Source organism: Corynebacterium meridianum, assembly GCF_016342265.1.
Classification (GTDB): domain Bacteria; phylum Actinomycetota; class Actinomycetes; order Mycobacteriales; family Mycobacteriaceae; genus Corynebacterium; species Corynebacterium meridianum.
The window spans coordinates 144,164-164,998 of the sequence record NZ_JAEIOS010000013.1; the positions used below are offsets into that span (position 1 = coordinate 144,164).

22 protein-coding genes are annotated in these 20,835 nt (G+C 66.5%); 12 read left to right on the forward strand and 10 right to left on the reverse strand.

All coding sequences use genetic code 11. The features are described from left to right. Positions 1–66 precede the first annotated feature (66 nt). Positions 67–1,818: a gamma-glutamyltransferase family protein gene (locus tag JDV75_RS08450; RefSeq protein ID WP_198738818.1), complete on the forward strand. Its 1,752-nt coding sequence runs from the start codon at positions 67–69 to the stop codon at positions 1,816–1,818. Between the two features lie 399 nt (positions 1,819–2,217). Here the strand turns inward: JDV75_RS08450 and JDV75_RS08455 are convergent, their stop codons facing one another. From JDV75_RS08455 to JDV75_RS08465, 3 genes are read right to left on the reverse strand one after another with little or no spacing between them, the layout of a single operon-like run. Further along, complete coding sequence (locus JDV75_RS08455) at positions 2,218–3,003, reverse strand: glycosyltransferase (RefSeq protein ID WP_198738819.1); 786 nt, start codon at positions 3,001–3,003, stop codon at positions 2,218–2,220. Positions 3,004–3,043: 40 nt separating this feature from the next. Then, positions 3,044–3,619 carry a DNA-3-methyladenine glycosylase gene (locus tag JDV75_RS08460; RefSeq protein WP_198738820.1) on the reverse strand — a complete coding sequence of 192 codons (576 nt, stop codon included), beginning with the start codon at positions 3,617–3,619 and terminating at the stop codon, positions 3,044–3,046. Then, the gene (locus JDV75_RS08465) at positions 3,616–4,098 is read right to left on the reverse strand and encodes a MarR family winged helix-turn-helix transcriptional regulator (protein WP_198738821.1); all 483 of its coding nucleotides are present in this window, start codon (positions 4,096–4,098) and stop codon (positions 3,616–3,618) included. The genes JDV75_RS08460 and JDV75_RS08465 overlap by 4 nt, the downstream gene beginning before the upstream one ends. Positions 4,099–4,210: 112 nt before the next feature. Between JDV75_RS08465 and JDV75_RS08470 the strand changes: the two genes are divergently transcribed. Genes JDV75_RS08470 through JDV75_RS08485 form a run of 4 tightly spaced genes read left to right on the forward strand, consistent with a single transcriptional unit; the run spans position 4,211 to position 6,803 of the window. Beyond that, positions 4,211–4,792: a nitroreductase family protein gene (locus JDV75_RS08470; protein WP_198738822.1), complete on the forward strand. Its 582-nt coding sequence runs from the start codon at positions 4,211–4,213 to the stop codon at positions 4,790–4,792. A 12-nt stretch (positions 4,793–4,804) separates the two neighbouring features. Next, entirely contained in the window at positions 4,805–5,671 is an 867-nt protein-coding gene (locus tag JDV75_RS08475) for an EamA family transporter (protein WP_198738823.1), read from the forward strand. Positions 5,672–5,694: 23 nt separating this feature from the next. Then, positions 5,695–6,270 carry an HAD-IA family hydrolase gene (locus JDV75_RS08480; protein ID WP_198738824.1) on the forward strand — a complete coding sequence of 192 codons (576 nt, stop codon included), beginning with the start codon at positions 5,695–5,697 and terminating at the stop codon, positions 6,268–6,270. Next, the gene (locus tag JDV75_RS08485; protein WP_198738825.1) at positions 6,258–6,803 is read left to right on the forward strand and encodes a gamma carbonic anhydrase family protein; all 546 of its coding nucleotides are present in this window, start codon (positions 6,258–6,260) and stop codon (positions 6,801–6,803) included. The genes JDV75_RS08480 and JDV75_RS08485 overlap by 13 nt, the downstream gene beginning before the upstream one ends. Here JDV75_RS08485 and JDV75_RS08490 read toward each other — a convergent pair. The 3 genes from JDV75_RS08490 to JDV75_RS08500 form a co-directional block, all read right to left on the reverse strand. Then, entirely contained in the window at positions 6,794–7,870 is a 1,077-nt protein-coding gene (locus JDV75_RS08490) for an ROK family transcriptional regulator (protein WP_198738826.1), read from the reverse strand. The two genes, JDV75_RS08485 and JDV75_RS08490, sit on opposite strands and share 10 nt — an antisense overlap. Positions 7,871–7,959: 89 nt before the next feature. Then, positions 7,960–9,411 (reverse strand): phytoene desaturase family protein, encoded by a 1,452-nt coding sequence (locus JDV75_RS08495; protein ID WP_198738827.1) that lies wholly within the window; start codon positions 9,409–9,411, stop codon positions 7,960–7,962. Continuing rightward, complete coding sequence (locus JDV75_RS08500) at positions 9,408–10,166, reverse strand: NAD-dependent protein deacylase (RefSeq protein ID WP_198738828.1); 759 nt, start codon at positions 10,164–10,166, stop codon at positions 9,408–9,410. The genes JDV75_RS08495 and JDV75_RS08500 overlap by 4 nt, the downstream gene beginning before the upstream one ends. 72 nt (positions 10,167–10,238) lie before the next feature. Between JDV75_RS08500 and JDV75_RS08505 the strand changes: the two genes are divergently transcribed. From JDV75_RS08505 to JDV75_RS08515, 3 genes are read left to right on the forward strand one after another with little or no spacing between them, the layout of a single operon-like run. Next, the gene (locus JDV75_RS08505; RefSeq protein ID WP_198738829.1) at positions 10,239–11,312 is read left to right on the forward strand and encodes a TIGR00730 family Rossman fold protein; all 1,074 of its coding nucleotides are present in this window, start codon (positions 10,239–10,241) and stop codon (positions 11,310–11,312) included. Positions 11,313–11,341: 29 nt separating this feature from the next. After that, positions 11,342–13,018, forward strand: coding sequence for a DUF885 domain-containing protein (locus JDV75_RS08510; RefSeq protein ID WP_232958374.1), 1,677 nt, complete (start codon positions 11,342–11,344; stop codon positions 13,016–13,018). Continuing rightward, complete coding sequence (locus JDV75_RS08515) at positions 13,015–13,866, forward strand: SDR family NAD(P)-dependent oxidoreductase (protein ID WP_198738831.1); 852 nt, start codon at positions 13,015–13,017, stop codon at positions 13,864–13,866. Before JDV75_RS08510 ends, JDV75_RS08515 begins: the two co-directional genes overlap by 4 nt. Positions 13,867–14,348: 482 nt before the next feature. Here the strand turns inward: JDV75_RS08515 and JDV75_RS08520 are convergent, their stop codons facing one another. Beyond that, positions 14,349–14,654, reverse strand: coding sequence for a hypothetical protein (locus JDV75_RS08520; protein WP_198738832.1), 306 nt, complete (start codon positions 14,652–14,654; stop codon positions 14,349–14,351). A gap of 366 nt (positions 14,655–15,020) precedes the next feature. Between JDV75_RS08520 and JDV75_RS08525 the strand changes: the two genes are divergently transcribed. After that, entirely contained in the window at positions 15,021–15,197 is a 177-nt protein-coding gene (locus JDV75_RS08525; protein WP_198738833.1) for a hypothetical protein, read from the forward strand. A gap of 984 nt (positions 15,198–16,181) precedes the next feature. Here the strand turns inward: JDV75_RS08525 and JDV75_RS08530 are convergent. Continuing rightward, complete coding sequence (locus tag JDV75_RS08530; RefSeq protein ID WP_198738834.1) at positions 16,182–16,937, reverse strand: MFS transporter; 756 nt, start codon at positions 16,935–16,937, stop codon at positions 16,182–16,184. A gap of 226 nt (positions 16,938–17,163) precedes the next feature. Here JDV75_RS08530 and JDV75_RS08535 point away from each other — a divergent pair, with 226 nt between their 5' ends. Further along, positions 17,164–17,349: a hypothetical protein gene (locus JDV75_RS08535; RefSeq protein WP_198738835.1), complete on the forward strand. Its 186-nt coding sequence runs from the start codon at positions 17,164–17,166 to the stop codon at positions 17,347–17,349. A gap of 574 nt (positions 17,350–17,923) precedes the next feature. Here JDV75_RS08535 and JDV75_RS08540 read toward each other — a convergent pair. Continuing rightward, positions 17,924–18,985: an AbrB family transcriptional regulator gene (locus tag JDV75_RS08540; RefSeq protein ID WP_198738836.1), complete on the reverse strand. Its 1,062-nt coding sequence runs from the start codon at positions 18,983–18,985 to the stop codon at positions 17,924–17,926. A gap of 147 nt (positions 18,986–19,132) precedes the next feature. Here JDV75_RS08540 and JDV75_RS08545 point away from each other — a divergent pair, with 147 nt between their 5' ends. Together JDV75_RS08545 and JDV75_RS08550 are read left to right on the forward strand one after the other, a co-directional pair. Next, positions 19,133–19,909, forward strand: a complete 777-nt coding sequence (locus tag JDV75_RS08545) for a TSUP family transporter (RefSeq protein WP_198738837.1) — start codon at positions 19,133–19,135, stop codon at positions 19,907–19,909. Continuing rightward, a complete protein-coding gene (locus tag JDV75_RS08550; protein ID WP_198738838.1) occupies positions 19,909–20,457 on the forward strand; it encodes a phosphatase PAP2 family protein in 549 nt (182 codons plus the stop codon). Before JDV75_RS08545 ends, JDV75_RS08550 begins: the two co-directional genes overlap by 1 nt. Here the strand turns inward: JDV75_RS08550 and JDV75_RS08555 are convergent. Next, a complete protein-coding gene (locus JDV75_RS08555; RefSeq protein ID WP_198738839.1) occupies positions 20,423–20,677 on the reverse strand; it encodes a hypothetical protein in 255 nt (84 codons plus the stop codon). The two genes, JDV75_RS08550 and JDV75_RS08555, sit on opposite strands and share 35 nt — an antisense overlap. Between the last annotated feature and the right edge of the window lie 158 nt (positions 20,678–20,835).

A 20,835-nucleotide genomic window follows, 5' to 3' on the forward strand; every position in this document is an offset into this window, starting at 1 on the left:
TTAGGTGAGCTGGAGTTATTCGTCGATAATAACAGTTTGGTAAACCGTGGAGGCTACAATCCTGCTATGACTCCACCCTCCTCGGATCCGGCCCCCGGTGGCCGCGACACCACGACCAGCCCGGAGATCTCGACCGGCTATCGCGAGGACATGGTGGAGGTTCTCACTGACTCCTATGCCGTGTCGACGGCCAATCGTTACGCCACGGATGTCGCCGCAGGCATCCTCGCGGATGGTGGATCGGCTCTCGACGCCGCTGTCGCCGCGCAATTCATGCTCGGCCTCACCGAACCGCAGTCCTCCGGGATTGGCGGCGGCTGCTACCTGCTCCATCATGATGCGACCACCGGTAGGACCACCGCGTTCGACGGGCGGGAGACCGCACCCGCCGCGGCAACGGGAACCTATCTGACCAGGATCAGCGCCGACGATCCCCGGCCTCCGGTCCCTGACGCCCTGCGTTCGGGCCGTTCCATCGGGGTACCGGGCACGGTCGCGGCCCTTGAGCTCGCGCACCGGAAGTTCGGGCGCACCAACTGGGCGGAGTTGATCGGCCCCGCGGTCAGGCGCGCCGAGGAGGGGTTCCCCGTCAGTCACCGTCTCTGGGCTTCGATCGACGACGCCAAGGCCGACCTCGCCCGTTGTCCCGAAGCGGCGCGCCACTTCCTCGATGATGCGGGCGAGGCGAAGGCGGAGGGCACCGTGCTCACCAACCCCGACTATGCCCTAACGTGTGGGCTCATCGCGGAACACGGCGCCGACGCACTACGCACCGGGGAACTCGCTGAGGCGATCGTGGAACGCGTCTGCCGCCCCTCGGAGACCGTGACACCGGGCCAGATGACGCTCGCCGACCTCGCCGGGTACCGGGCTGTCGAATGTGCGCCGCTGTGGTCCACATACCGGGGACTGCGACTCGCGGGAATGTCGCCGTCCTCGTCCGGTGGGATCACGGTCGCGGCGATCCTCGGGATGCTCGAACACCACGATCTCGGCGAACCGCCACAGGACGGGGCACCCGCAGCTGAACTCGTTCACCTCGTCAGTGAAGCCGAGCGCCTGGCCTACGCGGACCGGGACACGTTCATCGCCGACGGGTATCCCCTGCCCGAGATGCTGGACCATGACTACCTGCGGAAACGCGCCGCACTCATCGACCCGGACCGGACCATGGGCACCGCTGAACCGGGTCTCCCCACGAACGGACTCGCCGCCGGACGAGACCTGCCCGAGTACGGCACCAGTCAGGTCAGTGTCATCGACGCCGAAGGCAACGCGGTCAGCCTGACCACGAGCATCGAGATCGGGTTCGGGTCCTTCCACATGGTGCGCGGGTTCCTTCTGAACAACACGCTGACCGACTTCTCCGCCGAGCCCGCCGATGCCCACGGACGTCCCGTGGCGAACCGCGTGGAGCCCGGCAAGCGGCCGCGTTCCTCGATGGCCCCGACACTCGTGTTCGACGGTCCCGACCTGCGGGCCGTGGTCGGAGCGCCGGGTGGCGCGGTGATCATCCAGTACGTCGTCAAGATCCTCATCGCCCTCATCGACTGGGATCTGGATGCCCAGCAGGCGGTGGGTGCCCCAAACTTCGGGGCGCGGAACACGCGTGTGACCGCCATCGGCGGTGAACATCCCCTGATCGGTGAGGCGGAGGATGGCCCCGCCCGGGTGCTGATCGACGGACTGGTTTCCCGCGGACACCGGGTGCAGCTCGCCGATCAGCCGAGCGGTGCCGCCGTGCTCGTCGTGCGGCCCGATGGTCGGATCAGTGGCGGGGCGGATCCGCGGCGCGAGGGGACCGTGGGCGGGGTCTGACTCCACCCGGTCGGGAGCGGGAGCCGTTTCTCTCACTGGTGCGTGTTAGCACGTACCGGCGAGGTGCCCCGTCCAGGGGTTTTCGGTCGCGTGGATCCTCTTCGCACGCGCTGACTAGTGTCCCGGGGCACAGACTGGGTGCGGGCTGCCGGTACCGCCGGTGGTGAAGCGGTGGATCGTCAGTGCGTGTTAACACGCACTGACTGGAGGAGCCACCTGGGCGTTTCGCGGTGTGCGCCGGTGTTTGCACGCAATGACGACGTATCGACGAGCCACTTCAGAGGCTCGGGAGAAGCCCCATCCATCGAAGGCGCGGTCATGGAGTGCGCGTATCGACGTCCGGCGGGCATGGAGGGAAGGGCTCCGGTTCAACGTGTCGGCCAGGTGCGCCGCCGCCGTTCAGCGCCCGAACAGCCTCCGCCAGAAGCCCTTCCGGGGGATGCCCTGCTCGTCGAGGGTGTCTCGGACGCTCCGGCTCGCCGCCCGCCTGTCTGCGCGGCTCGGCCCGGGGCCGGTGCCGATGTCGATGCGCTGCCAGGTCAGAGGGGTGGGGAGGTTGCGGACCCGTGCGCCCGCCCCGATCATGCGGACCCACAGGTCCCGGTCGGCCTCGTGGCCGCCTCCGCGGTATCCACCGGCATCGCGCATGGCGGTGGTGCGTGCCATGGCGGTGCCGTCGATGACGGGGCCGCGACGGCCGAGGCGACGGGTGGCCTCGTTGTGTGAGCTGGGCATTGTCCGGACGGAGAGGTCCGCTGCGAGGAGGCTGACGGGGTCGGTGGCGTCGGTGGTGTGGTCGAGTTCCATGACGGCGGTGCCGAGGATGTCGACGCGCCGTTGGTGGAAGGTGTCCAGTTGGCGGCGCAGCCGGTCGGGGTGGGGGATGTCGCCGGGGTTGATGCGCGCGGTGTACTCCGTGTCGACGTGGGCGAGGCCCGCGTCGAGTGCGGCGGCTGGACCCGGTTCGTCGGCGACGGTGTAGATGATGCCCATGCTGTGGGCCTCGGGTGAGGTGAGCTGCTTCTCGAGTGTCGGGTGGAGGCGTGCGTCCGCCGCGACGATGATGCGGGTGGGGCGCAGGGACTGCTTGGCGAGGCTGGCGAGTGTGGTGCTGATCAGGTCGGCGGGCGTGGTGGTCGATACGCCCATGAGCACGGTGACGGCGTCGGGTTGCAGTTGCTCCATGCCCGGATCCTAACGTGCGTGGTGTGGGATTCGGCGCAGGTCAGCGCCGCGCGCGTCCCCGGGGACTGGTGACGGTGGGTTCGCCGGGCAGGTAGAAGCGCAGGGGCGCGTCGGCGTTGCGGGTGATGCCGATCCGGGGGCCGGTGGTCCAGTGTGGCTCATGGTCGCGGTCCTTCAGGACGAAGCCGTCGGTCCCGGAGTGAAGGACGGGGGAGTGGTTGTGGTCGACGTGGAGGGCGAGTGCCCGGCCGAGGTTGCCCGGTCCCTGTGCGAGGCGGGCGTCGGGGATCGTCGGGCCGCGCCGGGCGCGCGCGGTGTCGTGGCCGTCCACGACTTCGCCGGCGCGGAGGAGGATTCCGCCGCTGCCGCCGGGTGGGTGGCAGACGATGTTGCCGGCGCGGTGGATGCCGTAGGAGATGTAGACGTACATCCGACCGGGTGGGCCGAACATGGCGGCGTTGCGTGGTGTCTTTCCGCGGCGGGCGTGGGAGGCGTCGTCCTGTTCGCCGAGGTAGGCCTCGACCTCGGTGAGTCGGACGGTGACGCCTGCGTGGCTGAGTGTGCAGCCGAGGAGCAGGGGTGCGACCCTGTTGGCTGGCTGTGCGAAGTCGATCATCCGGTGTGGGCCGCCAGTGCCTTGCGGAGCAGGTGTCCTAGTGTCTTCCGCTCCTCGTCGGTGAGTGCGGCGAGGGTGTCGCGGCAGGTGTCGAGGTGGGTGGGCAGGACCTTGTCGACGAGTTCGCGGCCGGCGTCGGTGAGTGTGATGCGGACGCAGCGGCGGTTGTCGGGGTCGGTGCAGCGGGTGAGCAGGCCGGCGGCGGCGAGCTTGTCGACGCGGTTGGTCATCGCCGAGCCGGAGATCATGGAGTTGGCGCAGAGTTCCCCGGCGGTCAGTGCCCGGTCCGTCCGGCGGAGGGTGGCGAGGACGTCGAACTGCCATCGTTCGAGGTTGAATCGGGCCAGGTTGGCGGTGATGCGGTCGTCGGCGGCCCTGGCGAGGTACTGGAGTCGGGCGGGAAGTTCCATCGGTTCGGGGTTGATGTCGGGGTGGGTGGTGCGCCACTGGTCGATGATCCGGTCGATGTGGTCGGCCATGTTCATCCCTTTACTGTTTGACGTCAAAGTGTTTGACATGAATCTTACATGAGATTAGTCTGACGTCGAACACTTTGACATCGAACAATCGAGAACCTTCCAGGAGCCCGTCATGTCCCGCACCGTCGCCGATGCCATCGCCACCCGCCGCGCCGTCCGCAACTACCTCCCCGACGACGTCTCGGAGGAGGTTCTCGACCGCGTCGTCTACCAGGCCCTCGAGGCCCCGAGCGCCTTCAACGCCCAGGCGCGTGATCTCGTCGTCGTCCGGGACCCGGAGATCCGGCAGGCGCTCGTCGACGCCTCCGGCCAGCGCCAGTTCATCGACGCACCGGTCGTTCTCGTGGCGGTCGGTCGCGCCGAGGTTCTGCCGGAGGACGCCGTGGAGATCCTGCCCGAACAGGTACGCACCACGGCGGAGAAGTTCAACAGCCTCAAGACCCCGCAGGAATTGCGGGAGGCCGCCCTGCGGGACGCGATGCTCGTCGCCGGTTTCGCGCTCGTCGCGGCGGCCGGGGAGGGGCTGGCGACCAGTCCCACGACCGGCTGGAACGAGGAGAAGGTGAAGGAGGCCATCGGCATCGGTGGCCGGGACGACCGGGTGATCGCGCTGGTCATCGCCATGGGGCACGGTGCCGAGACCCCCGGGCATCCGGGTCGCCATGCCTCGCGTCGGGTCAACGAACGGTACTAGGGGCGGGTCGTCATGAATCTTCTGCTCACCGCGATCACCCCGTTCACCTGGGGGACAACCTACGTCGTCACGACGGAGATGCTCCCCGACGACCGGCCGATCCTCGCCGGTGTCATGCGTGCCCTGCCCGCCGGGCTGCTCCTGCTCGCCTGGTTCCGCGTGCTGCCGAAAGGGATGTGGTGGATCAGGGCGATCGTGCTCGGTGTGGTGAACATCGGCGGCTTCTTCGCCCTGCTCTTCCTCACCGCCTACCTGCTCCCCGGTGGTACCGCGGCCGTGATCACCAGCACCGCACCTCTCGTCGTGATGGGACTAAGCCCGCTGCTCCTGGGTGCGAAGGTGTACAGGGCGCAGGTCGTGGCCGGCGTCATCGCAGTGGCCGGTGTGGCGGCCCTGGTGCTGTCGCCTGAGGCTGCCTTGAATACCGAGGGTGTCGTGGCCGCGGTCGCGGCGACCCTGTTCACCGGCACCGGCCTTGTCCTGGCGAAGCGGTGGGGCCGTCCCGAGGGGGTCCCCCAGCTCGCCGTGACGGGGTGGCAGCTGACGTTCGGCGGCCTGGCCCTGTTACCGCTACTGCTGTTCGAGGGCCTGCCGGACCACCTGACCGGCACCAATATCGCGGGCTACACATACCTGACCGTCGTGGGTGCGCTCATCGCCTACGGTCTGTGGTTCCGCGGGCTGGCGATCCTCGACGCGGTCAGTGTCTCCCTGCTCAGCGTGATCAACCCGCTGACGGCAACGGCGCTCGGAGTGATCGTCAAGGGGGAGAGCTTCTCCGCGATCCAGGCCGTGGGCGCCGTGACGGTGATCGTGGCGGCCTCCGCCGCGCAGATCGTCGGGGCCCGCGCCCGGAAACGGGAGGCGGCGAACGCCTGAGGGGCCGCGGTAGATTGGCGTGCGTGCAGACCTACCTCTTCGATCTCTACGGCGTCCTGTTGACCACCCAGACCGATGTTCACCTGCGTGCCATCGAGGCCGCGGTCGGCACCGACGAGCGGCTGTGGCCGTTGTACTGGGAGTTGCGGGGCCCGCTCGACGCGGGTGAGCTCACGCCGGCGGAGTACTGGGAGCGGATCCGCGCGACCCTCGAACTGCCGCCGTTCGACGTCGACGCGGTGGTGGAGGCCGACATCGCGAGCTGGTTGGACGAGGACGTCGATGCGGTGGCGTACGTGGGGGAGCTGATCGACGCCGGGAACCGGGTCGGTCTGCTGAGTAACATCCCGACGTTCCTCGCGGAACGGGTTCGCGCGCGGCACACGTGGCTGGAGCGTTTCGACGCGGTGACGATGTCCTGCGACATCGGCGTCGCGAAGCCTGATCCGGGTGCCTACCGGGCGGCGTGTGCGGCACTCGGTGCGGAGCCGGGTGAGGTTCTGTTCTTCGACGACAATCCGGTGAATGTCGCCGCCGCCCGGGATTTCGGGATGCGGGCGGTGGAGGTCACGGGCAGACTGGTGGAATGGAACCACTGATTCTCCCGTTCAACGGCGTCGCACCGCGTATCCACGCCTCGGCGTTCATCGCGCCGAACGCCACCATCATCGGCGATGTCGTCATCGGCCCCGACTCCTCGGTGTTCTACGGCTGCGTGCTGCGCGGTGACGTCAACGCGATCCGCATCGGTGCGCGCACGAACATCCAGGATAACTGCGTCATGCACGTCGACGCGGATGCGCCGTGCACCCTGGGTGACGATGTCACCGCCGGGCACATGGCACTGCTCCACGGAACGACGGTCGAGGACGGGACGCTGGTGGGGATGAAGGCCGCGCTGCTGTCACGCTCGCGCGTCGGCGCGGGGTCCCTCATCGCGGCCGGTGCGGTCGTGCTCGAGGGGCAGGAGATCCCGGCCCGCTCCCTGGCGGCCGGTGTTCCGGCGAAGGTGCGCCGCGAGCTGTCGGCGGAGCAGTCCGGGTCCTTCATCCCGCACGCGGGTCGGTACGTCGACATCGCCCGCGGGCAGTCGGATCAGCGGCTGCGTCTCGACGAGGTGCGCTACAGCTGATTCCGGTCGATGAGTTCGGCGTGGACCGCGGCCGGGTCCGACAGCAGCCGGTCGAGGGCCACGGTGCGGGCGGCGGCGCGGGCCAGTGTGGCCGCGTCCGGGACGATACGTATTGCGACGCGCTTGTCGACGTTCGGATTCACCGTCCGGGCGAGTTCGCGGTAGCCGCCCGGGTCGACGGTGAATCCCGGGCCGGCGAGCACGACCGTCCCGGCGCCGGTGTCCCGGGTGAGGCGCGCGACGGTCTCACCGAGGTCCCGTGCACGTTCGTCGAGCAGTGACCGGAGCTCCGGGGACTGCGGTGTCTCGCCGGGCAGGAGCCCGGTGAACCCGGGGCGCCTCTCGCCGGGGAGAAACCCGGCGTCGGTGAGGCGGCGGGCGAAGGTCTCCGGTCCGAGGTCGGTGTCCATCGGGTGGGTCGTCACCCCGTTGTCGTCGGCGACCGCCGAGGTGAGGCCGCGGTCGAGGTGGATGATCAGGATCGGGTCGGTGGTGGCATCGGTGGTGAGGAGCTCCGCTGCGGCGAGTGACGCCGTGAGGTCGCCGACGGTCACCGGGGACCCGAATTCCTCGGTGAGCCGTTCGCCGAGGAACCCCGGTTCCGGCACCGTGACGGCGACGCCGATGTCGGCGACCGGCACCGCCAGCCTGGACAGCAGGCGGTGGATCCCGGCGATGAGGTGTTCCGCGGTGTCCGGTGTGTCGGTACCCAGGGGGAACGTGGCCTCACGGAGGAGGCGGCCGCGGGTGTCGAAGACGCCGAGCGTACCGCCGTCCGCTCCGATAGCGGCGCCGATGTGGACCCAGGGTGTGGGGGTCATCTCCAGAGGGATGCGGGGCCGTCCGGGTCCGGTCGCGCGGACGAGGTCCGGGCGTTCGTGGATGAGTCCCGCACCGACGAGGCTGGTGACGGCGCGCGTCACGGTGGGCTGTGAGAGTCCCGTCGCCGCCACGAGGTCGCCCCGGATCGCCAGCTGGCCGTGCATCATGTGGTGCAGGCACCGGGCCGTCGGCATGGTGGGGCGACGGAAAGCGGGGGTGCGCGCGGACACGGCCAGAGTGCTCATGGAAAATGAGTCTATAAAACACAGACTGAACTGTCTACTGTTGTTCGCCGGAAAGGCGCCTTAAGTGGTGATAATGTAGACCGAACTGTCTATATCATGCCGGCCCAGACCCCCGCCCGCCGTGCGGCAGCGAACCCGGCCATCCCGTGCACCCCACCACCCGGCGGCGTCGACGCCGAACCGAGGAACACACCACTGACACCCGTGTCGTAGGGATTGCGCAGTACCGGGCGGGCGATCAACTGGCGTGGGGAATTCACACCCCCGGCGACATCGCCGCCCACATAGTTCGGGTTGTACGCCTCCAGTTCCGCGGCACTCCGCGTCGACACCCCGACGATCCGGTCGCGTACCCCTGGAGCAAACGTCTCTATCCGGGAGATCACCCGCTCCGTCACGTCACCCCGGTATCCGGCGGGAACGTGCGCGTACGTCCACACCGGATGCAGCCACCCGCCGTCCACCCGCACCGAACGGGAGGGATCCGCCAGGTACTGCTGCCCGACCAGGACGAACGGTTCCTCCGGCATGCGCCCCACCGCGGTCATCCGCTCCGCCGCGGCGATCTCGGCGGCGCCTCCACCCAGGTGCAGCGTGCCCGCGCGCCGGGCATCCGGGTTCAACCACGGAATGCCCCCGCGAACCGCGAGGTCCACCCGGAACGCTGCCGCCCCGTGCCGGAACCGCCGGTAGCGGCGCCGGCGCCGGGCGGGCTGGGTACCCGCCAGCATCGTCGCCGCGTGCCCCGGAGTCGTGGTCAGCACCACGACGTCACCGGCCGTGGCACCCCGATAGCCGAAGTCCGCGAGATCACTCAACCGGCGGACCGTCACGCCGGTGTGGATCGTTCCGTCGAACTCCCGGACGTAGTCAGCCAGGGCGGTGGTCAACCGCCCCGAACCGCCCCGAACCACGGGCCAACCCCACGTCTGTGCCGTCAGCCCCATCAGCAGCCCCACCGCAGAAGTCAGTGGGCGGTCGAGTCGGCTGAAGGCGTGCGCCGAGAGCCCCGCGAACAGTGCCGCAGCAGGCGTGTCGCCACCGAGGAACCTCGCCGCCGTGGTCGCGGGAGGCAGGCCGCGTGCACCGAATCGCGGACCCAGCACCGTGTGCCGGGCCAACGATCCCGGCATGGGGGTCAACGTCAGATCCGCGATCTCATCCGGATACCGGACCAGCGGGGCGAAAACCCTCCGCCATCTCCGGCCCGCCCGGCCGAGCCCGGCGACCGTCGCATCGAGATCCCTGTGCAGTACCGCGGCCTCCCCGTCCGCCAACGGATGCACGAGTGGGATCTCAGGATGAACCAGTTCCACGTCGAGCTCGAGGGTCCGGAAGAAGGGTGACGCCGCGAACAGCGGATGCACCGCAGCGCAGTCGTCGTGGATCATGCCCGGAACAAGCCGCGCGGAACTCCGGCATCCACCACCGATCCCGGAGGCACCCTCCAGCACCGTCACCCCGAATCCCGCGCGCGCCAGCTCGATCGCGGCCGCCAGTCCGTTCGGTCCGGATCCGACCACGAACGCCCGTGCACTCATGACAGGCCCCCGGTGCGGACGGCGTCGACGAGCACCGGCAGGCCCCGTGCCGCGGTCGTGGACCAACTCACGTCGGCGATCCGGGTCAGCTCCGTCGGTGCCGGGGTGATCTCCAGGACCGGGACCCCGGCCTTCACCGCGAGCAGCGGAAGCGACGCCGCCGGCTGCACCACACCCGACGTGCCCACGATCACGACCAGATCCGCACCCGCCATCGCCTCGGCGGCGCGCGCCCACTCCGCTGCGGGCAACGCCTCGCCGAACCACACGACCCCCGGACGCACCGCTGCACCACACCGCGGGCAGGCGGGCGGGGTCATCCGCGGCTCCCGAACCGCCGGAAAACCAACGACCTCGAACGGGGCCGCGCACTCCGTGCAGCGGAACTCGAAGAGACTGCCGTGAAGATGCACCACATCGTCACTGCCCGCCCTCTCGTGCAGGTCATCGATGTTCTGGGTCACCACCGTCACCGAACGCAGCCGACCCCACTCCGCGATCGCCCGGTGCCCGGCGTTCGGCTCCGCCGTCCGCGCCAGATGTGCCCGCCACAGATACCACGACCACATCGGTTGCGGATCCCGGTGCCAGGCGTCGATACTCGCCATCGCCTCCGGATCGACCCGCTCCCACAGTCCGGACTCGTCGTTGCGGTAGGTGTCCAGGCCCGACTCCGCACTCATCCCCGCCCCCGTGAACACCACGACGCGCGGCGCACCACGAACCAGCGTCAGTGCATTTTCCGGACAACTCACAGCCCCAGGGTACGGCCGCTATCGAAGCGTGCACAAGGATGCGCCTGCTCCACTGCCGCTAGTCTGTGACCCATGACTGCACACGCCCCCGACAGCTCCGTGATTCTGCGGCCCATGACCGCGGACGACCACCCCCTCCGTGAGTGGGCGACCATCCACAACGTCGGGACGGAGGCGGACACCACCGATGAACGACTTTCCCCCTACCTGCAGTTCATCCCCCAACGCGGCGACATCGGCGTGGTCGCCGAGATGCCCGACCGCGTCACCGGGGAACGGCGCACCGCGGGTGTCGTCTGGGCCACTTTCATCCGCTCTCACGGCTACGTCGCGCCCCAGGTCCCCGAGCTCTCCGTCAGCGTCGACGACGATTTCCAGGGGGCCGGGATCGGCACCACCCTGATCCGTGCCGTCGTCGAACACGGCCGCAACGTCGGTTGGCCCGGCATCTCCCTCCACGTCGAGCACGACAATCCCGCGCGGCGCCTCTACGCCCGTCTCGGCTTCGAGTCCCTCGACTGCGACGACTGCCCAGGGACGATGGTCATGCACCTCACCCCGCCGATCAACCGGGCCGCCGTCTACTGCGGCTCCGCCCCCGGTGTCCGCACCGACTACGCCCACGCCGCGTGCACCATCGGCCACGCCCTCGCGGAACGGGACATCGACCTCGTCTACGGTGGCGGCGATGTCGGACTCATGGGCGTTGTCGCGAATGCCGTCATCGACGCCGGCGGACGGGCCATCGGAGTCATGCCCCGTTCCCTGGTCGAACTCGAGATCGCCCACGACGGCCTGTCCTCCCTCGAGGTCGTCGAGACCATGGCCGAACGCAAGTCCCGCATGGAGGAACTCGCCGACGCCTTCATCGTGCTGCCCGGCGGCGCAGGCACCCTCGAGGAACTGTTTCAGGTGTTCACCCGCCAGCAGCTCGTCGCCGGTACCGGCCCGATCGTCCTGTTCAACGTGGACGGGTACTGGACCCCGCTCGTCGACGCCCTGGAACGGATGTGCGCGGAAGGCTTCATCCAGCGCCGGTACATCGACGCCCTCATCGTCACCGACGATCCCGAGGAGATCTTCGACAGACTCGCCGAATGGCGCGCCCCGGGCACCAAATGGGAGAACCGCGAACTCTGCGGCTGACCTGCCCACCGCCGCTACACTGGGTGGGCATGAGCTCCGACACCTTCCGCAACCCGTCCCGACTCGATCTCGCCTGCGAGACCTTCGTGCACGATCTCGCGGCGCTGTCCCCGCTGTCCGCGACAGAGTGGGGCTTCACCGAATACAACGGCGACATGGAGGACTTCTCCCCGGAGCACCACGACGCCGTCGCGGAACGCACCCGGCGCATGCTCGACGAGGTCGACTCCCTCGAGAAGGCCGCCGCCGGTGACGGGGACGTCGACTTCGACGACGTCGACCGCGTCACCGCCGCCGTCCTGCGGGACCGGCTCGGGCTGCAGCTCGAACTCCACGAGGCCGGGGAGGACATCCGGCAGCTCGACAACATCGCGTCCCCCGTCCAGTGGATCCGGGACACCTTCAGCATCATGCCCACCGACACCACCGAGGCGCGGGCCGACATCATCTCCCGTCTCGGGCATGTCCCGCGTGCACTCGACGGACACCGTGCCTCCCTCATGCTCGCCGCCGAGCGCGGGCATGTCGCCGCCCGCCGGCAGGTCGAACAGGTCATCGCCCAGTGCGAGGATCTCGCCGGCGACGAGTCCTCCCTCAACGGGATCGGGATCGACGCCGACCAGGCCGAGCTCGTCCGGGCCCGCGAAGCCTTCGGGGTCATGGCCACCTGGCTGCGCGAGACCCTCCTGCCGCAGGCCCCCACCGCGGACGGCGTCGGGCGGGAACGCTACGAACGCTTCTCCCGCGAGTTCGTCGGCGCCACCGTCGATCTCGACGAAGCCTACGAATGGGGACTGACCCGACTCGCCGAGATCGTCGCCGAGCAGGAGGCCATCGCCGTCGAGTGCTTCGGCGAGGGCACCACCGTCGAGGAGGCGATGAACCGCTTCAACGCCGACGAACGTTACCGGCTCGACGGAGTCGACGCCCTGAAGGAATGGATGCAGGTCACCGCCGACCGGGCCATCGCCGATCTCGACGGAACCGCCTTCACCATCCCCGAACCGGTGCGCACCATCGAGTGCTGCATCGACCCCGCCGGAACGGGCGGCATCTTCTACACCCCGCCCAGCAGCGACTTCACCCGCCCGGGCCGCATGTGGTGGTCCGTGCCCAAGGGCGAGACCGTGTTCCACACCTGGCAGGAACTCACCACCGTGTTCCACGAGGGCGTTCCCGGCCACCACCTCCAGATCGGCCAGACCCTCTGCGAATCCGACAAGCTCAACCTCTGGCGCCGCGTCGCGTGCTGGAACTCCGGGCAGGGCGAGGGCTGGGCGCTCTACGCCGAACAGCTCATGGCCGACCTCGGCCACCACACCGACCCCGCGACCCGCATGGGGCTTCTCGACGGTCAGCGCCTGCGTGCCGCCCGCGTCGTCCTCGACATCGGAGTCCACCTCGGGAAGACCACGCCGGACGGCGGGACCTGGGACGCCGACTACGCGGCGTCGTTCCTGCGCGCCAACTCCGCCATGGCCGGCGCCAACCTCGACTTCGAGCTCAACCGCTACCTCGGCTGGCCCGGCCAGGCACCGTCCTACGCCCTCGGCCAGCGCCTCTGGCAGGAACTGCGCGACGAGGCCCTCGACCGTGGCATGACCCTCCCGCAGTTCCACGCCGAGGTCCTCGCCCTCGGCTCGATCCCCATGGGCATCCTGCGCGACTGTGTCCTCGACGGTCTCGACGGGGGCGAGAACCGATGAGCCGACCTCCACTCGTCGAGGTACCCCGCACCATCGTCGTCACCGGTGCCAGCGACGGCATCGGGGCGGCCGCCGCCCGGAAACTCGCCGACCTCGGACACCGCGTCATCGTCGTCGGCCGGGACCCGGCCAAGACCCGCTTCGTCGCCACCGCGATCGGCGCGCCCCACTTCACCGCCGATTTCTCATCCCTGGACGAGGTCCGTGAACTCGCCGCCTCTCTCGCCGAAATCGCCCCGCGCATCGACGTCCTGGCGAACAACGCGGGCGGAGTCTTCGCCCCGGAGCGGACCGTCACCGACGACGGAAACGAACTCACCCTCCAGGTGAACCATCTCGCGCCGTTCCTGCTCACCGAACTGCTCGCCGACAACCTCGCCGCCGGACTCGGGTACGTCGTCGGGACGGCCTCGATCGCCGCGAAGTACTACGGAAAACTCGACGTGAACGACCTCGACAACGCCGACGGGCCCTGGGACCCGATGAAGACCTACGGTGACTCGAAGATGATGAACATCATCCACGCCCGTGAACTGTCCCGCCGGCACGCCGACCGGGGCATCTACGGTGTCTCCTTCCACCCCGGCGTCATCGCCTCGAACTTCGGCTCCGGTACCGGCGGCAGACTCGAGTTCTTCTACACCAACCCGGTGATCCGCATGGCGTTGAGCAGCTCCGACAAGGGGGCCTACCGGCTCGTCCGGCTGGCCACCGGAACCGTCGGCGTCGACTTCGTCCCCGGCGGGTACTACCTCGGGAAGAAGAAGGGGCCGGACTATCCCGGCAGCCGCGATCCGGAGATCGCCCGGCGACTCTGGGAGGAATCCGCCCGCCGCGTCGGGCTGTGACCGGGGGTGGGCCTGGACCTCAAGTGAGCATGCCCGCCTCCCGGTTCCGGGAGGTCGGTATCACCACCGTTGAAGACCGTTCACGGCGAGGAATGTGCTCCGGTATCGGGTGTGTGGGCACACTGAAGCATGATCAGGCAGGGGTGATCGAAGTGGTGACGATCCCGGAGTAGTGGCGGACACGCACCCTGGATTGTTTTCACCATTGTTTGGTGTGCTGAGGCTCGGTGCCTGACGAGTGATGAGTCGTTACCGTTGCGCACAGCCACAGCGATGAGATCACGTTCCGCTCATCATCCGGATCATCATTGACGGCGCTGCCTCACATCTTCGGGTTCGGCCATTTGAAACCACTGCGCCGGTCCCTGACTGCTTTCCCTGAAGCCCGATAAAACACCGACGTGCCGGGTGATGGTGCGCTGTTCTGCGCGAAGCCTATCCAGCGGATGTCAGGTCGGGGAAAGCGTCTGTCCAGAGCTTGGTCAGCCGGCGGGGGAACGGAAGGTGGGGAAGTCCGGGATGAGCAGGTCACGGTTGATGAACTCGCACTGTCGCTCGTAGGTTCCCTCCGCGAGCAGATCGCGGTACGCGCACCATCTCCACACTTCATCTGACACGTCAGTAGTGCGTGCCTTTTCGTTGAGCCAGCGGACCGAGTGGGGGAGTGTGAAGATGCCCTCCGATGGGTCGCGCAGCTCATCGAGGCTGTCGGGGGCGACGTAGGGCTTGTGGTCGCCGATGAAGACCCTGCCGTCCGGTCGGACGGTGACCGGGGCGAATCGGGGCATGGTGCGGGGGCTCCTTGAACGTCAGACTTCGGTAGGCGGCTGATTCTACCGTCAAACGTGCAGGTTGTGCCGCGTCGGTGATTGATCGTGGGGGCGGTGTTCCAGGTTCGTTCAACACTGGCGCCAGCGCCGGTGTTGCTGTCGTGACTGTGTGCCTGGAAGAGGGTAGCAGACTGTAGGGGCCTATCTCCATGTAACCCCTTTTGGGGATTCCTGCCGGCGCAAATTGTTTTCTTGGCATATATTTCTATTAAAGGATGATCTTCCTAGTCGGACAGCCTGATTAGGTCATGCACATCTTCCGCTTGTGCATAGTGGCTTCAGGTCCTGGGGCCTTGAGTGAAGCAGAATTCAGTTAGGAGAATCGTGAGCCGTTTTTCTGAAAATCAGAAAGTATATCTGTTTCTTACATTCATGCTTGTTGTCGCCGTAATTGAGGCGGCATTGTGGTTGACCGGATACCGGCTTGTGGCCGGGACGGTCGGCGCATTAATGGGCACGTATCTTTTGTGGAATGTCGGTAAAGTAAAGAACAAGTCTTAGAAGCTGGAGCTCCGGTTCTTGATGCTTCGGGGTGGGGTAATTTATGCCGTCCGGAAGTGACAGTCGATCGCCGTCGGTGTACGGGGAATGTTATCGGGGACTTGTGTTCAGCCGCTCGGTCTCTGTTTCTGTGGAGCTGGGGACGTTTGTTGCTCTGGATGATGCGCAAGTGTCCTACTGTGGCTAGCCGCGTGCGCGGTGGCGCCCTGGCTCTAAAACCACTGCAACCACCACTGGCGCACGCGCCACCCTTGCGATTGCAATCCACACGGGACCACCGGGCGCCTTGGCTACGTTCGGTTCAACGATTCGAGCACTAGTCCGAGCTGTAGTGCCCCAGATCCACATCCTCATTCCTTGTGTGGGCTGGGATCGGGTTTCGGTGCCGTAGATGGCTGAGCCGCGCCCGGCGGTGAACACCATAATCAGCGGATCGTCAGAGTGCCCTGTGTGCAGGAACCCCTCCGCCGTAGGCGGTGTAAGGTTTCCTTCCGCTTTTGCGGAGATTCTCTATATCCAGACCCCTAGGTGTCTGGATATCTGGCCGCGTGGACATGGGTTTTCGCGGTGTTCCACAACGTGCATCTACCGATGGGTACTTTGTGCACCAGTGGTCATTCCTCTGTATCGCGGGCACAGCCCGCATTTCTACAGGCGGCACCGTCAGCACCACCGCGTCGACAGGCTGCGGGCATGATCGACGGAGTGTGCACGCTGGCTGGCACACCGTCCCCCACCGAAGGGCCGGAAGACACCTGCGAAAGTGGTTGTTGCGTACCGAGGCTGCCCGGAGCGCGGCGGGCGTTCGCGAAAAGCGACAAGGAAATTGACCGCACGGAAGACGCTGCTCCCGATCTCATTCGTGATGTGCGCGTCCGCAGGAAACGTTCCGGTCACGTCTACGGGATGAGAGACTGCATCTGGCATGGCACTGTCTGTCGCTCACAAGCGCCGTTGCGAAAGGAAAACCCTGGAAAAGGTCCATCATTGGCGTTTAGTGGAATGGGCTTTTCTCGAATAAAAATGACTGGCTACCAGTGCAATCAAGCAAATGAAGGCAACTGAAAGTGACGCATATTGGGGGTTTCCGACCTTCGATATTGTCGGGGTCAGGGCCGCGGTGAGTGAATAGCCAATACCTCCTGCAGCGTAGAGATAAGAAAATGCGGTAGCTTGCTGGCTTTTGGGAACTCTGTCTGCGATGATTTGCTGTCTGAATATCATGGCGGGTGCCTGAAAAGCGCCGAGTATCACAGCTATAGTTATGAGAGATGGGAAAGAATAGGCAAAACCGGTCGCTCCAATGAGGACAATGACGAGGAGGGTGAAGAAAACTGATTTGCTTTCCTTTCCGCTCCAACCTGCTCTGATTCCGAGAAGCGCTGAAATCAGAACGCTAGAACTGGCCAAGGCGGCGAGTACCCATCCAGTGCGTACATCAGTGCCAGTCCACTCGGTCAGCAGTATGGGCACCAATGTATCGAAAGAGGCTGTAACGGCCATTATTACCGCAGAGGCAATTATCGGATTCAGGACGATGCGTAAGTCTGGTTTGGACTTGGATCCACTCGACTGATGATAATTGGCTGTAATGGCTTTAGGGGTCGTGATCATTGAAGTACCCAGGAATAAGCCAAGTAAAAGAAAAGCGGCCGTGCTTCCAAAAGTGTGGACCATGGCGACGCCGAGAACTGGACCCACGACCCAGCTACTCTGATTGATAACGTTGTCGAGGCTCATTGCTCGGTCTGGACTGCTAGAAGATTGGCTTATTGATGAGCGAAGAATTCCCGGTATTGGAGCTGAGATTAGCCCAGTTATGAAAACCAAAAGTGGTACAGAATAATTGTAAGGTGTCCCGTGAACGGCAAGGACGCCGGAACCGAAGAGTAGAAGCGCGCAAATGGCACAACCCTGACGCAGGCGTTTCTTCACCTTCTGGTGAGAAAGCAAGGGGGTAAGCCAGATGGCACCTACGGACTCTCCAATTGCATATGCTCCAGAAGTAATTCCTCCGAGGATAAATGAACCACCGGAGGCTGATATTCCAACGATGCTCACCATCGGGATTGATGTCACCGTCAAGCGGGTCAAAATTGTCGATATCAGCCATGCTGTGAAGGATCTATCTGGTTTTTGGGGAAGCATTTAGCTGTCTTTCAGTACTTGCGAGTAGGGGACGATGTAAAAGAACTTGATTTCCGTACGTAGTGGTGTGCTCAAGGATGGCCGTGGTCGCTGATTCGTCGGTCAATCAAGCCTCAACGGCAAGTTCCGTATTCTTCCGGCTCGGTTATAATATACCCAAACGCTGCTTCTGTTCATCATCAAAACGCGAGCCAATCACCGAACCAATTATGTCGGTATTCCTGCATCTAGCTGTAGAGAAACCCATACCTGTGAGTCAGCTTATTGTCCACCTCTGGAACCGGTAGTAGTTCGCCTACAGGTGGGCTGTTTCTCGAAAACCAATTGTTCCGGACGGTCCGTGTATCGCTTACGGTCTGTCACCCTTTTTGGCTCGTTGCGAGTCTTATTCCTGCGCGGGGAGAGGGGTAGCTGACCCGTCGTTCGGATGCTAGGGAGCACTGCGGACGCCACGCTTGGCCTGATCGACGAGGTGCGGGTGCTGATCTGCGGCGCGGAAGTGGGCCTCGAGAGAGTCCCGTGGGTAAACAGCCCCGCTAGGCGGCAGTCATACGGTGCTGCCCTATCGTCCCGTCTGTTCAACCCCGGTGGCGGACGCGTGCGATCCGGTGCAGTACCTGCGGCATCCAGCCCGCGAGGATCAGTACGCCGATCAGTCGGATGATCTGGACCGCGGCGACGACGGGCCCGGAGTCGGCCTCGTCGGCGATGATGAGGACGGTCTCGAGTCCGCCGGGGCTGGTCGCGAGGTACGCATCGAGGTAGGGGACGCCGAGCCACCAGGTCAGCAGCAGAGCGGTGGCGGCGCAGCAGGCCATGAGGGCGGCGATGAACAGCAGTGTGGCGGGCAGGGTCCGGGCGAAGGATTTCAGCGCCGGGACGGACAGTGCCCCGCCGGCCATCCAGCCGATCGCCATGAACGCGACCGCGGTGACGGCTCCGGGGAGGGCGAGGGTGAGCCTGTCGTCGAGAAGCGCGTGGGCGAGGACGGTGAGCAGCATCGGCCCGAGTATCGACGGCGCGGGTATGTGCAGCCGGGTTCCCACGGGCTGCCCCACGGCCATGATGATGAGGAGGACGAGCAGGCCGATCCAGGAGAAGTCCGTGGTCGTGTCGGCCGTGGGGTGGGTGTTGAAGCCGATGACCATCGCCGCGAGCGGCAGGGAGAGCATCACGGCCAGCAGTCGGAGGTACTGGGTGAGGGTGACGTAGCGGTAGTCGGCGCCCATGTCCCGGGCGAGGAACGGCATGACGGAGGCACCGCCGGCGAGCATCGAGAGCACACCCGTCGAGCGGCTGATCTCCCGGTGCGCGTGGTGCAGGAGCAGACCGCCTGCGACACCGATCCCGATGGTCGCCGCGGACACGACGAGCCCGGGAATGAGGAAATTCACCAGTTGGGTCGCGGGCGTGGCAGTGAGCGGTGCTGCGGCGAGGATGGCGATCACCGCGCGGGCCGCCCGGGACGCGGGACCGGAGAGATTGATGCTGCGACCGGTGACGACGGCTGCGGTGGCGGCGACGAGGATCGCGGCGATCACCCAGCCCGCGGGCAGCCCGATGCGGGTGAACGCCCACCCGAGGATCAGGGTCGACGGTACGACGGCAAGCCACCGGCGGTCGATGCGCGGGGCGTGCACGGGCTCTCCTCTCCACCGGTCATCGGGTTTCCACCGTCCATTGTGCCAATCGGGGAACGGGCACGGACGGATCGGTGCATAATTGACATCCGACCCCCGCCGGTGACCGCGGTCACCGCCCGGATCCCTTCAGGAAAGCTGGTACCCATGGATCTCGCCCTGCCCGCGTGGCTCATCCTGATCGCGGGCGCGGGTGTCGCCGGCTGGATCGACGCGGTGATCGGTGGTGGCGGGTTGATCCTGATCCCGCTGATTCTCGCCGTGGCCCCCGGGCTGGCCCCGGTGACGGCGCTGGCGTCAAACAAGTTGGCGGCGGTGTCGGGGACGGCGTCCGCGGCGTTCTCCCTGTGCCGGAAGGTCGGTGCGGACCGGTCCCTGGTGATCCGCTTCGTGCCGGTGGCCGCCGTGTGCTCCGCGGGCGGTGCGCTCGCGGCGAGTGCGATCGACAAGTCCCTCATGCGGCCGATCGTGATCGTGCTGATGGTCGCGGCGGGTGTGTTCGTGGCGCTCCGCCCGAGCTTCGGGACGGGTGTCGCACGCGAGGCGCCGAAAGGCGTACGGCGTCTGATCGCGGTAGGCGCAGTGGCGCTGATCGCCGGCTACGACGGCATTTTCGGTCCGGGCACCGGAATGTTCCTCATCATGGTGTTCACGGGTGTGCTGAGCCAGAACTTCCTCACGTCCGCCGCCCTGGCGAAGGTCGTCAACACGGCGACGAACGTCGGGGCGCTCGTCGTGTTCGCCGTGGGCGGTCACATCTGGTGGACCCTCGGCCTGGTGCTCGCGGTGGCGAACATCGCGGGTGCGCAGATCGGTGCCCGCACGGTGGTGCGCGGCGGTACGGGGTTCATCCGTGCCGCGCTGCTGTGCATGGTGATCGTGATGTCGAGCTATCTGACGTACACCCAGATCCTCGGTGGCTGATGGTTCCCGACGTCGCGTTCGGGGAGTGGCTCGTCGCCCACCGCACACCGTGGATGGTGGCGGTCAGCGAGGTTCTCGCGGAGGTGTTCCGGCCCTGGCATGTCCTGGTTTTCGCGACGGTCCTCGGGGTGCTGTTCCTCCGCCGGTTCGGGCGGGCCACCGCCGTGCGGTTCTGGTGCGCGGTCGTTCTCGCCCAGGTGGTGACCCATCTGCTCAAGCCCGTCGTGGGGAGGACCCGGCCGCCGGTGGAGTGGCGGCTGGCGGTGGAGCCCACGGCAGCGTTCCCGTCGGGACACGTGACGGGGGCGGCGGTCCTCACCGGATCCCTCGTGGTGGTCTTCTGGCCGGTGCTGCGCCGTGCGGGGCGGTGGGCGGCTGTGTCCACCGCGGTCACCGTGACCGTGGCCGTGGCGGCGAGTCGCCTGATTCTGGGGGTTCACTGGTTGAGCGACACCACCGCCGGTGTCGCCGTGGCGGTGGTGTCGCTCGGTGTGGTCGGGGGAGTGGGGGCGATCAGGCTGCGGCGGGGTTGCCCATCGGGAAGTTGACGACGACATAGGCGCCGAGTGCGATGAGCACGATGATGTTCACCCACAACACGATGAGGAACCGTGTGCGGAGTTCTGGGACGCGCCGCATCTTCCGGTAGGCCACGATCGCCGCGACGAGCGGGATCGGGAAGAAGATGAAGTAGCGGAGGGCGAGGAGAACCGCGGCGACAACGGTGATGGCCCACAGTATGTAGAGCTGGGTGGTCGGCTTCTGCATGGGAGGTACCTCCGATCGTGCGGGCTGGTGGGTGCTCCTGCGGGATCGCGGTCTCTCACCAGCTCAGCGGTGATGTCGCACCTTCAGGTCTATCAGCCGGAGCCGGTTATTACCAGTGTTCACCCCCGGATGGGCTTCCGGTGTTCTGTACCGTTCCC

Coding starts and splice junctions, on each gene's coding strand:
- JDV75_RS08450 (WP_198738818.1), top strand. CDS start 67: ATGACTCCACCCTCCTCGGATCCGGCCCCCGGTGGCCGCGACACCACG.
- JDV75_RS08455 (WP_198738819.1), bottom strand. CDS start 3,003: ATGGAGCAACTGCAACCCGACGCCGTCACCGTGCTCATGGGCGTATCG.
- JDV75_RS08460 (WP_198738820.1), bottom strand. CDS start 3,619: ATGATCGACTTCGCACAGCCAGCCAACAGGGTCGCACCCCTGCTCCTC.
- JDV75_RS08465 (WP_198738821.1), bottom strand. CDS start 4,098: ATGGCCGACCACATCGACCGGATCATCGACCAGTGGCGCACCACCCAC.
- JDV75_RS08470 (WP_198738822.1), top strand. CDS start 4,211: ATGTCCCGCACCGTCGCCGATGCCATCGCCACCCGCCGCGCCGTCCGC.
- JDV75_RS08475 (WP_198738823.1), top strand. CDS start 4,805: ATGAATCTTCTGCTCACCGCGATCACCCCGTTCACCTGGGGGACAACC.
- JDV75_RS08485 (WP_198738825.1), top strand. CDS start 6,258: ATGGAACCACTGATTCTCCCGTTCAACGGCGTCGCACCGCGTATCCAC.
- JDV75_RS08490 (WP_198738826.1), bottom strand. CDS start 7,870: ATGAGCACTCTGGCCGTGTCCGCGCGCACCCCCGCTTTCCGTCGCCCC.
- JDV75_RS08495 (WP_198738827.1), bottom strand. CDS start 9,411: ATGAGTGCACGGGCGTTCGTGGTCGGATCCGGACCGAACGGACTGGCG.
- JDV75_RS08505 (WP_198738829.1), top strand. CDS start 10,239: ATGACTGCACACGCCCCCGACAGCTCCGTGATTCTGCGGCCCATGACC.
- JDV75_RS08510 (WP_232958374.1), top strand. CDS start 11,342: ATGAGCTCCGACACCTTCCGCAACCCGTCCCGACTCGATCTCGCCTGC.
- JDV75_RS08515 (WP_198738831.1), top strand. CDS start 13,015: ATGAGCCGACCTCCACTCGTCGAGGTACCCCGCACCATCGTCGTCACC.
- JDV75_RS08520 (WP_198738832.1), bottom strand. CDS start 14,654: ATGCCCCGATTCGCCCCGGTCACCGTCCGACCGGACGGCAGGGTCTTC.
- JDV75_RS08530 (WP_198738834.1), bottom strand. CDS start 16,937: ATGAGCCTCGACAACGTTATCAATCAGAGTAGCTGGGTCGTGGGTCCA.
- JDV75_RS08535 (WP_198738835.1), top strand. CDS start 17,164: ATGGCACCTACGGACTCTCCAATTGCATATGCTCCAGAAGTAATTCCT.
- JDV75_RS08545 (WP_198738837.1), top strand. CDS start 19,133: ATGGATCTCGCCCTGCCCGCGTGGCTCATCCTGATCGCGGGCGCGGGT.
- JDV75_RS08550 (WP_198738838.1), top strand. CDS start 19,909: ATGGTTCCCGACGTCGCGTTCGGGGAGTGGCTCGTCGCCCACCGCACA.
- JDV75_RS08555 (WP_198738839.1), bottom strand. CDS start 20,677: ATGCAGAAGCCGACCACCCAGCTCTACATACTGTGGGCCATCACCGTT.